This is a genomic window from Streptomyces sp. OfavH-34-F (genome assembly GCF_022347745.1).
Classification (GTDB): Bacteria; Actinomycetota; Actinomycetes; order Streptomycetales; family Streptomycetaceae; genus Streptomyces.
In genome coordinates, this window is the sequence record NZ_JAKRGC010000007.1 from 1 (window position 1) to 12,571 (window position 12,571).

At 71.0% G+C, this 12,571-nt stretch carries 11 protein-coding genes and 3 pseudogenes; 9 read left to right on the forward strand and 5 right to left on the reverse strand.

Annotated features, from left to right (window positions below; translation table 11 throughout):
- Both MHW47_RS02780 and MHW47_RS02785 read right to left on the reverse strand, forming a co-directional pair.
- The coding region (locus MHW47_RS02780) for a bifunctional DNA primase/polymerase (RefSeq protein WP_275448787.1) at positions 1–816 on the reverse strand (816 nt) is incomplete at its 3' end.
- Positions 817–1,606: 790 nt separating this feature from the next.
- The gene (locus MHW47_RS02785) at positions 1,607–2,566 is read right to left on the reverse strand and encodes a ScbA/BarX family gamma-butyrolactone biosynthesis protein (protein WP_239220972.1); all 960 of its coding nucleotides are present in this window, start codon (positions 2,564–2,566) and stop codon (positions 1,607–1,609) included.
- Positions 2,567–3,077: 511 nt separating this feature from the next.
- On the opposite strand from MHW47_RS02785, the gene MHW47_RS02790 reads away from it, so the two are divergent.
- The 6 genes and pseudogenes from MHW47_RS02790 to MHW47_RS02815 all read left to right on the forward strand — a co-directional run.
- Positions 3,078–3,662: a ScbR family autoregulator-binding transcription factor gene (locus MHW47_RS02790; protein WP_275448792.1), complete on the forward strand. Its 585-nt coding sequence runs from the start codon at positions 3,078–3,080 to the stop codon at positions 3,660–3,662.
- A gap of 303 nt (positions 3,663–3,965) precedes the next feature.
- A complete protein-coding gene (locus MHW47_RS02795; protein WP_239220974.1) occupies positions 3,966–4,781 on the forward strand; it encodes an AfsR/SARP family transcriptional regulator in 816 nt (271 codons plus the stop codon).
- Positions 4,782–4,936: 155 nt separating this feature from the next.
- Positions 4,937–5,146, forward strand: a pseudogene (locus MHW47_RS02800) (DUF4158 domain-containing protein); the annotation flags it as partial.
- 235 nt (positions 5,147–5,381) lie between these two features.
- Positions 5,382–6,047, forward strand: coding sequence for a transcriptional regulator (locus tag MHW47_RS02805; protein ID WP_239220976.1), 666 nt, complete (start codon positions 5,382–5,384; stop codon positions 6,045–6,047).
- Positions 6,044–7,324: pseudogene (locus tag MHW47_RS02810) on the forward strand (MFS transporter); the annotation flags it as partial. The gene MHW47_RS02805 and the pseudogene MHW47_RS02810, both read left to right, overlap by 4 nt.
- Positions 7,312–7,627, forward strand: a pseudogene (locus MHW47_RS02815) (transposase); the annotation flags it as partial. The pseudogenes MHW47_RS02810 and MHW47_RS02815, both read left to right, overlap by 13 nt.
- On the opposite strand, the gene MHW47_RS02820 reads toward MHW47_RS02815, so the two are convergent.
- Together MHW47_RS02820 and MHW47_RS02825 are read right to left on the reverse strand one after the other, a co-directional pair.
- Positions 7,592–7,996, reverse strand: a complete 405-nt coding sequence (locus tag MHW47_RS02820; RefSeq protein WP_239220977.1) for a hypothetical protein — start codon at positions 7,994–7,996, stop codon at positions 7,592–7,594. The pseudogene MHW47_RS02815 and the gene MHW47_RS02820 sit on opposite strands and share 36 nt — an antisense overlap.
- Positions 7,997–8,143: 147 nt before the next feature.
- Positions 8,144–8,737, reverse strand: a complete 594-nt coding sequence (locus tag MHW47_RS02825) for a TetR/AcrR family transcriptional regulator (RefSeq protein WP_239220978.1) — start codon at positions 8,735–8,737, stop codon at positions 8,144–8,146.
- A gap of 106 nt (positions 8,738–8,843) precedes the next feature.
- Here MHW47_RS02825 and MHW47_RS02830 point away from each other — a divergent pair, with 106 nt between their 5' ends.
- From MHW47_RS02830 to MHW47_RS02840, 3 genes are all read left to right on the forward strand, one after another.
- Positions 8,844–10,295, forward strand: a complete 1,452-nt coding sequence (locus MHW47_RS02830; RefSeq protein ID WP_275448789.1) for an MFS transporter — start codon at positions 8,844–8,846, stop codon at positions 10,293–10,295.
- A gap of 83 nt (positions 10,296–10,378) precedes the next feature.
- A complete protein-coding gene (locus MHW47_RS02835) occupies positions 10,379–10,726 on the forward strand; it encodes a YciI family protein (protein ID WP_239220979.1) in 348 nt (115 codons plus the stop codon).
- Between the two features lie 61 nt (positions 10,727–10,787).
- Positions 10,788–11,192, forward strand: coding sequence for an SgcJ/EcaC family oxidoreductase (locus MHW47_RS02840; RefSeq protein ID WP_239220980.1), 405 nt, complete (start codon positions 10,788–10,790; stop codon positions 11,190–11,192).
- Here the strand turns inward: MHW47_RS02840 and MHW47_RS02845 are convergent.
- On the reverse strand, positions 11,182–12,441 hold the full coding sequence (locus MHW47_RS02845) for an MFS transporter (RefSeq protein WP_239220981.1): 1,260 nt from the start codon (positions 12,439–12,441) through the stop codon (positions 11,182–11,184). The two genes, MHW47_RS02840 and MHW47_RS02845, sit on opposite strands and share 11 nt — an antisense overlap.
- Between the last annotated feature and the right edge of the window lie 130 nt (positions 12,442–12,571).

Below are 12,571 nucleotides of genomic sequence, written 5' to 3' on the forward strand. Positions count from 1 at the left end.
GGTGCCCAAGTACCTCAGGCCCCTGCGCACCGGCCTGGGCCCCGGCGCGGGGGCGTTGGGCAGATGGCCGGTCCGCTGGAGCTCCCTGGCCAGCCAGGCGGGCAGCGGCGCCGGGGTGCGTACGCTCCCCACCGCGCGATAGGTCCCGGCCTCGGTGACGGTGCCCGGGGCGACGATGTACCCGCCGTGCGCCCGGACGTCCACCTGCCAGGCGAGGGCCCGGCCGCCGCCCGACCCGGCCGAGCACTGCCAGCGGTGGCCGCCGTCGTTCCGGTACCAGACGTGCATGCCGCCCGAGGGCGTCCGCACCCGGAGCGTCGAGGCGTCGTCGGCCGGGCTGGTGGCGCCGCGCAGGGCGGCCAGCAGCCCCAGCGTGTGGAAGCCGTTGGCCAGGCCGGTCAGGTCGATCGCGGCGGAGATCCCGACGCCCGGCAACAGGCGGTCCCGGTGCGGGAGTTCACGGGCGTGCGCGTCGACATCGACGACCACCAGGCCCGCCGAGCCGGTGGCCACGCCGACCCCCAGGTCGGGGCGGCTGCCCCACCACTGGCCGATCCGGTCGAAGTCGAGCGTCGCCGCGTGGAACCCGTGGCACCAGCGGCCCGCACGCACGCAGTCGCAGCGGGCCCGGTCGTGGTCCGGGCCGCGGCACGCCTCGCAGTTGCCCACCGGTGTCTTGCGGCCCGGTGCAAGAGGATGAACCGGCCATCCCTGGCGCGCGCACCACCAAGCGGTCGTCAAGGGCTGCGAAGCGACCGGAGCAGCCCTCTTGAACTGCCGTGGGTCGTCGCACGAGACCCGCAGTTCAGCTGCCATCCACTTCCCCCGTCAGCGACCGAAGCGACTCAACTCGCAAAATCAGATTAGCGAAACAATCGGGGAAGAAGAGGTACAAGCGCCAGAACGCATGTGCCCACCGGGGAACGGCTCCAGCGACCCAGCGACCGGGCGGCGAGCGACCCCCGGTCGCTGGGTCGCCGGCCGGAGCGCCGCGAACCCCGCAGGTCAGCGAGGTTTCCCCGGCGCAACAGCGACCGAAGCGACTCAAGCTCGCTATATATGACGCGCACGCGCACACATGCCAATGGCTCCATATACCTGAGCCTTCGGTCGCTTCGGTCGCTGCCCGCCCTGGCCGGGCTGGTGACCTGGGACTTCCTCCCGGGCCCCGCAGCTACCGAGAGGGCGGTCGGTCGCTTCCGGCCGGTCGCTGGGGGCGTGAAACACTTCCGGCCGCCTCCAGCCCTTCTGAACCGTGTTTCCAGCGCTCGCCGCCCGGCTCGCGCCATCCGTGCGGCCTGCGCGGCGGGCGAGGGGCCCGGGGACGAACCGGCTCCGCCGCACGCAGAGTCTGCGTGCGGCGGTCACCGACAGGGCGTCACATGGGGTGCGAGCGGGGCCTTCGGTCGCTTCGGTCGCTGCCGAGTGCTGCCGTACGGCCGTGACCTGCTGGTTCGACGGGCGAGCGGGGCAGCTACCCAAGGCGCCCCCGGGACTCCCCCCGGTCCCGGGTCGCCCCGCCCCGGGAGGGCACTCTCCCAAGAAAACAGGATGACCGGTTTGTTTTTGAGGGAGGGGGCGGCGCGTGGGTGGACCTGGAGAGGGGTCAGCCGACCGGGCCCGTGAGCACCGAGGTGAAGACGTCCTTGCCGTCCTGGCGGCCGGTGACCTCGAGCGTCACCATGTTGTGCGCCTCCCGCTCCACGCGGGTCACCTCGATCCAGCAGGGCCGGTCGAGTTCGGCGTACTGGTGGAAGTGGTTCGCGGCGGCGGCCGGGACGAACGAGCGGGGCGCCATCACGGCGCAGGCCGCCTGGCGGGCCGCTTCGAGCAGGACCATGCCGGGGACGTGGTCGCCCTTGTGGTCGAAGAGGATCGGGTGGTTGAGGTCCGGGGTGAGCAGCCAGCGCGGATGCCGGCCGGTGCCGGGCGCGCCGACTGCGGAGAGCACCACGTCCGTGAGGAAGGTGCGCCCGACCATCGACGGCGGCAGCAGGGTGCGGTCCGGGTACGTCTCGGCGGCGGCGGGCGGCTGGGCGGCGCGGGTCTGCCGTAACCGGTTGTAGACGGCCGGCGGGATCACGGAGATCTGCCCGGTGCCGTTCGCCATGGGCAGGCCGCTGCGGCGGAGCGCGAACTCGAACGCCATACGGCTGGCCACGCCCCTGCGCCGGACGACCTCGGTACACCGGGTGTCGAGGTCGAAGTCGGTCGGGCCGGACGCGATGCGGAGACTCGTGGTGTCCGTGGTGTAGGTGATGCTCGACATCACAAACTTGTGACCGAGGGGTACTCCCAATTCCACGTGCGAGACGTAGATTCCTGCTTGGCGGAACGTTTCCGCCACCTGGAGCGGGTCGTGGCTCGCTCCGTCGAGACTGCGGAACATGGTGTGGGCGCGGGGCCATTGGCCGGTGAGCGAGAAGTTCGCCCCGTCCTGGGTGTCGCACCCGGTGAGGAATACCTCGGCGACGGAGTCGCGGTGCACGTACTCCTTCGCGACCGTGGTGGTCAGCCGCGGTGCGGCCGGCGGTGCGGTTCTGGCTTCAGCAGTGGTGAGACTCACGGTGGCCCCCATCTTGCATCTTGAAACCTGCGTTCGGCGACGCCACTTAAGATACGGACCTACCGGTTTTTTTCAATCGGCCCAAAGGTAAAGGATTTACCAAGCGTTGACCAGTTTGCTTGAACATCTCATTCCACTTCAAGGCTTCTGGTCAGTAACTTCGCGCTCGATCGCTGAGTAAATCGGGGCATATGCCGCGTAGATCGTCCAGGCCGCACGGTCCGGCGGCGAAGGCCGCCGTAGAAAAAAACCTTTCGGACGGTTTCCTTTGGTGGACTGAGGTCTAGTCCTCCGAGAGGATGGCTGGAGAAACCAACTACTTCTGTGACCTGGGGCCCCCGGTGTCACACGCGCCTGGGCAAAATGATCAGCCTGCCCCGGGGCGTTGCACGTCGCAGTGCTAAACCAACCAGCCGTGCGGTTTACTGGGGGTCAGTAGGGTCAGCAGGATAATCCAGGGTGAATCGGACGGCGGTACGCCGGGCCCGTGCCCCGCCAGGAGGAGGACATGATGGTCAAGCAGGCGCGAGCGGCTGTGACACGTCAGGCTCTCATCTCGGCCGCCGCGGAGGTGTTCGGTGCCGACGGGTATGCGATGGCAACGCTACCGACGATCAGCGGCCGGGCGGGGGTGAGTTCGGGCGCCCTCCACTTCCACTTCCCCAACAAGGAGGCCCTGGCCTCCGCCGTGGAGAGTGCCGCCGCGGAATCGGCCCTCGCGCTGACCGAGGAGAGCGCGCAGGCCGAGGGGGGCGGCCGGCTCCAGACACTCGTCACGGCGGTGCGCCGGCTGATGGACGCGGTCGCCGGCGATCCGGTCGTGCGCGCGGGCTTCCGGCTGAGCGGCGACCCCTCCCGCAAGAGCGAGGCCAGGCTGCACGACTGGTGGTACGAGTGGGTGCGCGACGCCCTCGCGGAGGCGCGCAGCGACGGGGAGCTGGCGGAGGGCGTCTCGGCCGAGGACGCGGCGGTGGTCATCGTGGCGGCGACGCTCGGTCTGGAGACCCTCGGCGCGGCCGACCCGTACTGGCGGTCCACGGAACGAGTGGACCAGCTGTGGTCGTTCGCGCTGCCGCGGCTGAGCCGCGCGGAGTAGCGGGCCAGGCGTGAGCCCCCGGCAGCTGCCGCCCGCCGGGGCGCGGCAGCAAAACAATCCGTATGGTCTGGTTGTGGGAGTGCCTCCCGGGGGTGACAGAAGGGTCAACGCCCGCGCGGATGCCCAAGTTTGATGCATCAGGCACCTTTTACACCCTCGCTCTTGAGGATCGCTGAGGCCGCGCACCAGCGGGAGCGGGTGGATTGGTTGGGTATTGACATACCGTCTGCGCTGTTTTTAAATCGGTTGGGTCAGCAACAGTTCCGGGCGGCCCGTGGTGGTCCGGAGATGCGGGGAGACGGCGTGGACATCGACGTACTCGGCACGCTCGACGTGCGGGAAAAGGGCACCTCGATCGCACCGACCGCGCCCAAACCCCGGCAGGTGCTCGCCCTGCTGGCGCTGCACGCCGACGAGGTGGTGCCGGTGGGCACCCTCATCGAGGAGCTGTGGGGGAGCGAGCCGCCGCGCAGCGCCCGCCCCACCCTGCAGACGTACATCCTGCAGCTGCGCGAACTCATCACCGTCGCGCTCGAACGGGACGGCGACGAGACCCGCACCGCCAAGGACGTCCTGCTCACCGTCCCCAGCGGCTACTTACTCCGCAGCGGCGAAGGAACGCACGACGTCCGGGAGTTCGAGCGCCTGGCCGGGATGGGCTACCGGGCCATGGACGCCGAGAACTTCCCCGAGGGCGCGCGGCTGCTGCGCGAGGCCCTCGCCCTGTGGACCGGACCGGCGCTCGCCGACGTCCACACCGGGCCCCACCTGGAGACACAGCTCAAGCGGCTGGAGGAGAGCCGGCTGTGTGCGCTGGACCAGCGCATCGAGGCCGACCTCAGACTGGGCCGCCACCGCGAACTGCTCTCCGAACTGACCGTGCTGCTCAGCCGCTACTCCACCCACGAGAGCCTGTGCGGGCAGTACATGCTCGCGCTCTACCGCTCCGGACGGCGCGGTGAGGCGCTGGACGCCTACCAGCGGCTGCGCTCCACGCTCGTACGCACCCTGGGCCTCGAACCCTCGCCCGCGCTGGCCAAGTTGCAGCGCTCCATCCTCCTGGCCCGCACCGAGGGCGTGCCGGCAGCAGGCGGCGCCCGGCTCGCCGAGATCGGCTGACGCACCCGCCTGCCCGGCCCGGACCCGAGGGCTGAGGAACATCCGTGTCAGATCGTGCGCGCTAAGCCGCCTCAGGGCTGATTAGCCCTTTGACCTGGGGTGATGGAGCGTCGGAGCCTTCGTGGGTCGTTGTTGTCGATCTTCGGAGAACTGCTGTGTCGGTCGAGTTCCTGGCGGATGAGCAGGCGGCCCAGTAAGGGGCGTTTTGCGAGGTTCCCTCGCGGGCGGAGCTGGAGCGTTACTTCTTCCTGGACGACGCGGACCGTGAGGCGGTGCAGGCCAGGCGCCGGGTCTGTAACCGGCGCGGGTTCGCGGTCCAGCTCACGAGCGTGCGGTTCCTGGGCCTGTTCATGCCGGACCCGCGGTAGGTACCGGCGGAGGTGGCCGAGTACCTGGCCGAGCAGCTGGAGATCGCGGCTCGGCCGGTACTCCTTCCAGCTCCCCGACCTGCCTGGCGGCCTGCGGCCCCTGCGTGACAAGCCCCCCCGAGGCCGGATAAAGGCACCAGCAGACACGACATTAGCCACAAATAGTCAAACCGCAAAGAGTTCTTCGCGAAGGTCTATTTGCGAAGAACTCTTGCGGACTACGGTGTCCCGCATGAGTGATGCTGTGGAGAGGCCAGACGGCCCGAACGTGGGAGAAGACTCGGTCGTCCTGGATGCCAAGGGGCTGCGAGCCCTGGCGCATCCGGTGCGCGTGCAGGTGGTCGGGCTGCTGCGGAAGTACGGCCCGTCGACGGCCACCCGCCTCGCGGAGCGGTTGGGCGTGAACTCCGGTACGGCCAGCTACCACCTCCGGCAGCTCGGCGCGGCCGGCTTCGTCGAGGAGGACACCGAACGGGGCAACGCGCGAGAGCGTTGGTGGCGTTCGGTGCACCGGACGATCTGGTTCAACGATCCGGAGCTGGCCGAACGGGAGCCCGAGGCCGCACTGGCCTATCAGCAGTCCGTCGCCGCCATCTACACCCTGCGCACGCAGCAGACCCTGAACGGGCTTCAGACGATGCCCCGCGCATGGCGGAACACGTTCGACATGAGCGACTGGGCCCTGCGGCTCACGCCGGAGGAAGCCGGTGACCTGTACCGGGAGCTGGCGGACGTCATCGCGCGCTACCGGCGCGACGCACCGGAGACGGCGGCAAGCGCCCCCGAGGGAGCCGAACGGGTCGCCGTAATCACACAGATTCTGCCCGAACTGGACGTGCCTGCCGCGTCGCCGATCCCTTCCCACCCCCAAAGCGAGGAAGGAGACCCGACATCATGACCGACGACGCCTCGAAGGCCGGCGGCATACCCGGCGAGAAGTCCTTACGGCCGCTGGGCGGGGTGCTGGCGGCCATGGCCGTGTCGCTGACCGGCACTCGGATCTCCGTTGTGGCACTGCCCTGGTTCGTCCTCGCCACGACCGGCAGCGCCACCCAGACCGGACTGGTCGCCTTCTGCGAGATGGCTCCCTACGTGATGGTCAAGGCGTTCACCGGACCGCTGGTGGACCGGATCGGCCCCCGGGCCGTCTCCTGGACCACCGACCTGGCCAGCGCGACCGCCGCCGCCGCGATCCCCCTGCTCCACACTCTTGACCTGCTCTCCTTTCCCCTTCTGCTGGTTCTCGTCGCGCTGATCGGCGCGGCCCGAGGGCCCGGCGACCTGGCCAAAGAGGTGATGGTCCCGGAGGCGGCTGAGCGCGGCCGAGTACCGCTGGAGCGCGCCACCGGTCTGTCCGGCGTGGTCGAGCGGCTCGCCTCCACCGTCGGCCTGGCGGCCGGCGGATCCCTGGTGGCATTGCTCGGTCCCCTGACCGGACTCGCCGTCAACGCAGGATGCTTCGCCCTCGGATCGGTGATCATCAAGCTCGCCCTGCCTCGCGGCATGGGGCACGCCGCCGAGGAAGCTCCTTCCCGAACCGGGGAGACAGAACCGGGCTACTGGCGGCGATTCGGCGAGGGCTTCACCTTCCTGCGCGGCGAGCCGCTCCTGCTCACGGTCATCGTCATGGTCGGCATCACCAACCTGTTGGACTCAGCATTCGCCTCGGTGCTCGTACCCGTCTGGGCCAGGGAGTCCGGCAACGGGCCGGCCGCGATCGGCCTGATGGGCAGCGTAATGGGGGCCGCGGCGGCAGGCGGAAGCTTGATCGCCGCGATGGTCGCACACCGACTGCGGCGGCGGATGGTAGTGCTCACCGGGTTCCTGCTGGCCGGGGCACCGAGGTTTCTGGTCCTCGCCTTCGACACCCCGCTGTGGACGGTACTGGCCGTCTTCGCGATCAGCGGGTTCGGCGCCGGCTTCGTCAACCCGGTGTTGGGGGCCGTCCTCGTCGAGCGGGTGCCGCGCCGAATGCTGGGCCGGGTCAACGCGCTCGGTGACTCACTGTCCTGGGCCGGCATCCCCCTCGGCGGACTGCTCGCCGGGGCGGCGGTGACCGCTGTCGGACTCGTGCCGGTGCTGTTCGCCGGGGGCAGCGCATACTTCCTCACCACAAACCTGGCCGGACTACGGCAGGAATGGCGCCAGATGGACGGGACGCGCGGGCGGGGCGCCGCAACCAGGAACCGGACGCGGTGCTCGGGGACCGCGGCTACGACCTCGACAAGTACCGCCGGCTCGTCCGGGGCCTCGGTGTGAACCGCTGATCGCCCGCCGGGGCACCGAACACGGCTCCGGGCTCGGTACTCAACGCTGGGTGGTGGAGCGCGCGTTCGCACACCTGCACGGGTTCCGCCGCCTGCGGATCCGCTGGGAGATTCGTGACGACATCCACGAAGCCTTCCTCCGCTGGGATGCGCGCTCATCTGCTGGCGACGCCTGTCACAGCCGGTCCGAGCTCTCGCTCTCCCGCAGTAGCCATTCCCTGACCGAAGGAGAACGGTCAAGGAGCTGTCTGACCTGCATTCCCTCTTCGCGTGAGGTCACCTTCGGCAGCGGGACGAAGTCGTCGGGGATCACGTCCAGCATGCTCACCACACGGCCTCCCGTACGCAGAGCGATCAGCAGTTCCCACCGCACGTGATCGGGAACGTCAGGGCGGTGGGACAGGGTGTGCCACATGGCCGGCCAGAGATAGTGGGTGTCGCCGGGCGCCACATTCGCCCGCACCCACGTTGGATCCAACCGCTGGCTCAGGCCGAGGACTTCCGCCCGCTCCTCCAGCCGGAACAGCGAGGCCGAATCGATGACCTTCACCTCGCGCGGCAGCGGCCGCTCAACGTTCATCGTTCCATGCTTCCCGACAGCGAATTACGTTGGGCACCCGACCCCAAAGAGTCATTCCGTCAGGAGTTCTCAGCGCACGATCTGACACCGATGTTCCTCAGACCCTGACCCGTGCCCAGGCGGTCCACGGGCGCGCCGCGGGACGGTCTACGGGGCGGTTCCGTTCGGGCGGAACGAGAGCAGGCGGTTCACCAGGCCGTTGATGTACTCCGGTGTGAGCCCGTCCATGCCGAACAGGACGCGGATGTACATGGGGGCCAGGACGTGGTCCAGGACCTCGAACGCGTCCGGGGCCTCCTCGCCGCGCTCGCGGGCGCGGTCGAGCACGGACTGCAGCTGCCGGGTCCGTTCGGCGCGGACGCCCTCCCGGGCCCGGTCGCCCTGTTCGCCCGTGCCGGCCAGGGCGACGGCCAGGTGCAGCACGGCCGGGCCGTCCGGGCCGGTGATCTCGCGGGCCACCTGTGCCGCGTATGTACGCAGGTCGCCGGCCAGGGTGCCGGTGTCGGGCATCGGTGACCTGGCGTTGAGGCGGGTCAGCGCGACCTCGCCGAGCAGGGTCTCCAGGTTGCCCCAGCGGCGGTAGACACTGCTGTCGGCCACGCCCGCGCGGGCCGCGACGTCGCCGACCGTGAAGTTGCCGTAACCGCGCTCGCCGATCAGCTCGGTGACGGCCTGATGCACCTGCGCGGCGACGCGCGCACTGCGCCCGCCCGGCCGCCGGGCCGGCTCCTTCTCACTCATGCCCCCACCTTAACGCAGTCAAGGCTTGCGTTTACGAGCATCCTTCCGTACAGTCCACTAACGCAGCCAACAACTGCGTTAACGTTCTGACGGAGAGGAACTCCTTTTGGCAGCCTCGTCTGCGGCCGCGAGCCGCCGCCCCCGCCGGGGCGTGCTGCTCACGGTGACCTGCCTGGGCCAGTTCATGGTCCTGCTCGACAACACGATCGTCGGCGCCGCGCTGCCCGACATGCAGCACCGCCTGAACACCGGGCTGACCGGCCTGCAGTGGATCGTCGACGCCTATGTGCTGCTCGTCGCGATGCTGCTGCTGTCCGGTGGTGTGTTCGCCGACCGGTTCGGCCGCAAGCGGGTCTTCCTGACCGGCGTGGTGGTGTTCACCGCCGCCTCGGCGCTGTGCGCCCTCGCCCCTTCGCTCGGGTGGCTGGTCGCCGGCCGGGCGCTCCAGGGCATCGGAGCCGCCGCGCTGAGCCCCGCCTCGCTCGCCCTGCTCGCCGCCGCCCATCCCGTGCCGCAGGACCGGGTGAGGGCGATCGGACTGTGGGCCGGGCTGAGCGGAGTCGGCCTGGCGGCAGGCCCGGTGGCCGGGGGCGTGCTGACCGACGCCTTCGGCTGGCCCGCCGTCTTCCTGGTCAACGTGCCCATCGGCGCGGTCCTGCTGCTGGCCGGGCTGCGCGGCCTCGACGAGAGCCGCAACCCCGGCGCGCCCGCGATCGACGTACCCGGAACGGTGCTGTCCGTCCTGGCGGTGGGGACGCTGACCTACGCGCTGATCGAGGGCGGCGCCCGCGGCTGGACCTCCCCGCCGATCCTGCGCGGGTTCGCCGCCGGGGCGGCCCTGCTCGCCGCGTTCCTGGCCGTCGAGGCGCGCAGGACCGCGCCGATGCTGCCGCTGCGGCTGTTCCGGGAGCGCCTGTTCACCGTCTCCAACACCGCGATGGTGGTGGTCGGGTTCGCGCTCATGGGGTCGTCGTTCTTCTTCTCCCAGTTCTTCGTGTACGTCCAGGGCAGCTCGCTCCTGGAGGCCGGGGTGCGCACCCTGCCGCTCTCGCTCGCGATGGTGGTCGTCAGCCCGTACGCGGGCCGGCTCGCCGCCCGGTACGGCTTCCGCCCTGTGGTCACCGCCGGGCTGGTCCTGGCGGGGCTGGGCCTGGTGGCGCTCGGCGCGGTGCACGCCGACACGGGGTACGGGAACGTGTGGTGGCGCCTGGCGCTCGCCGGTACCGGCTTCGCCCTGACGATGTCCCCGCTGACGGGCGCCGCCATCCAGGCCGCCGCCCCGCAGGAGGGCGGTCTCGCGTCGGGCATCAGCAGCACCACCCGGCAGATCGGCGCGGTGCTCGGGGTCGCGGTGCTCGGCGCCGTCGTCCGCGCCCGCCAGTCCGGCGGCGCCTCCTTCGGGAGCGGCCTGGACACCGCGTTCACCGCGGCCGGTGTCCTCACCCTGGCCACCGCCGTGCTCACCGGCCTCTGGCTGACGAGGTCCGCACCGGCGCAGAACCCGCCCGCCCCGCAGCGCGCGGCCGAGCCGGCCCCGGCCGAGGCATCGACGCCGTAACCGGCCCCGACCCCACGGCCCTTACACCGACCCCCCTTCACCCACAGCGGTCGCCCGTACGGCGGCCGGAGAGAGGATGTGCCATGAAATTCGCCCTTGTGATCTTCGAGACGGACGCGTCGCGCCGCCGGATCGAGGCCGACCGGGCCGCGTACCGCAAGGAGTACGAAGGCTGGATCGGCGGCCTCGCGGCAGCGGGGAAGCTCGTCGGCGGTGAGGCCCTGGAGACCGAGCGCCTCGCGCCCGCGACCGTACGCACGACGGCCGACGGGACGACGACGGTGAGCGACGGGCCCGCGCTGCCCGGCGAGGAGACCCTCGGCGGCTGGTTCCTCGTGGAGGTCGCCGACCGTGCGGAGGCCGTGGAACTGGCCCGGAGCCTGCCCACCCCGGAGACGGTGGAGGTCCGTCCGGTGCTTGAATCGGCCTGAGCGGCGGGACGTTCGCGGCGGGCTTGACCCCAAGCGGACTTGAGGTCGCAGGATTCCCGGCATGGACACCGAATCAGCGGCCCACGCCGCGGACATCGAAGCTATGCACCAGGTCGTCGCCACCGTCGAGCGCTCCCAGAGGCGCAAGGACCCCGACGCGTTCCTGTCCCTCTTCCGCCCCGACGCCATCTGGACGACGGCGCACGGCAAGGTCCTCATCGGCCTCGACGCGATCTCCGCGTTCACCCGCGAGGTCCTGCCGGCGTCCCAGTGGGACGGCGAGGTCACCTACGAGGTGGCGCACGTCGTCTTCATCCGCCCGGACGTGGCGGCGGTCAAGGTCCGCCAGCGCTACGTGTTCCCGGACGGCGAGAGCGAGGGAGCCCCGCTGTACGTGATGAGCAGGGAGCCGGACGGGCGCTGGCTGCTGAGCGCCGGCCAGAACACGGAGGTCCTCACGGCCTGACCCCACCCGCGGCCCGCCCGGACGATTCCGGCGCGGGCCGCGGTGTCCGCCGTTTCCGGGGGAGCAGCAGCGGGGTGGCCAGGATGAGCAGTCCGGCGACCGCCAGGGCCGGGCGCGGACCGGTGACGCCGGCGAGCAGCCCGGCGAGTGCGGTGAGAACGGCGACGGCCGCCTGCTGGCCGATCGACCAGGCCGTCAGCGTGCGAGTCACGAGGTGCTGGGGCGTGTGTTCCAGCCGGTACGTGGACAGCACCGGCCCGTACAGGCTCATGCTGACGACGATGGCCAGCTCGACCGCCATCACCGTGACCAGCCCGGCGACCCCCGGCCCTACGAGGACCAGGCCGATCAGCCAGACCGCGCGCAGCGTCCCCACCACCCGGAAGACCCGGTCGCGGCCGTGCCGGGCGACGACCCGGCGGGCCAGCCGGGAGCCGACGAGCCCGCCGAGGCACGGCGCGGCGAAGGCGAGGCCGTACTGCCAGGGCGGGAAGCCGAGTTCGCGCAGCAGGAGGACGGCGAGCAGCGGTTCGGTGGCCATGATCAGACCGGCGACGAGCACCTGGTTGAGGTAGAGCGCCCGTAGTACCGGATGACCCAGGATGTGCCGCCAGCCGGCCAGCAGCGCCCCCGCGCGCAGCGGGCTCTCCCCGGCCGGTTCCGGCGCCGCCTCCCTGCCCCCGATCGCGGTGAGGGCGAGCGCGGAGAGCAGATAGCTGAAGGCGTCGGCCAGCACGGTGGTGACCGGCCCGAAGACCCCGATCGCCGCACCGCCCAGGGGCGGGCCCACCGCGATGGAGCTCCAGTTCGTCGACTCGAAGCGGGCGTTGGCGACGAGCAGGTCGCGTGGCCGTACGAGCGCCTTCAGGAACGCGCCGCTCGCCGCGCCGAACGCGATCTTCGCCGCCGCGATCACCGCCGAGACCACCAGCAGCTGGACGAAGCCCAGCACCCCGAAGGCGTACGCCACCGGCACCGACGCCATGGCCCCGAACCGGACCAGGTCCATCCCGATCATCACCGGCCGCTTGCGCCGGAACTCCACCCACGGCGCGAGCGGCACCGCGATCAGCGCCCCCACCGCCGGCCCTGCGGCGGACAGCGCCGACACCTCGGCCGGCCCGGCGTCCAGCACCAGGACCGCGATCAGCGGCAGCGCCCCGAACCCCAGCCCCGACCCGTACGCGCCCACCGCGTACGACGCCCACAGCCACCCGAAACGCCGCCCCAGCCGTCTCCCGCCCACCATGCGCAGCGCGCTCCTCGCACCCTCGGCCGAACAACCCGTCCGTGTCGGGGTGAGCCAATCCGGCGGGATACCGGCAGGTCAAACAACCCATAGGGCGGTCCGGGACAACCAGTGGTTGTACGCGGGGGCG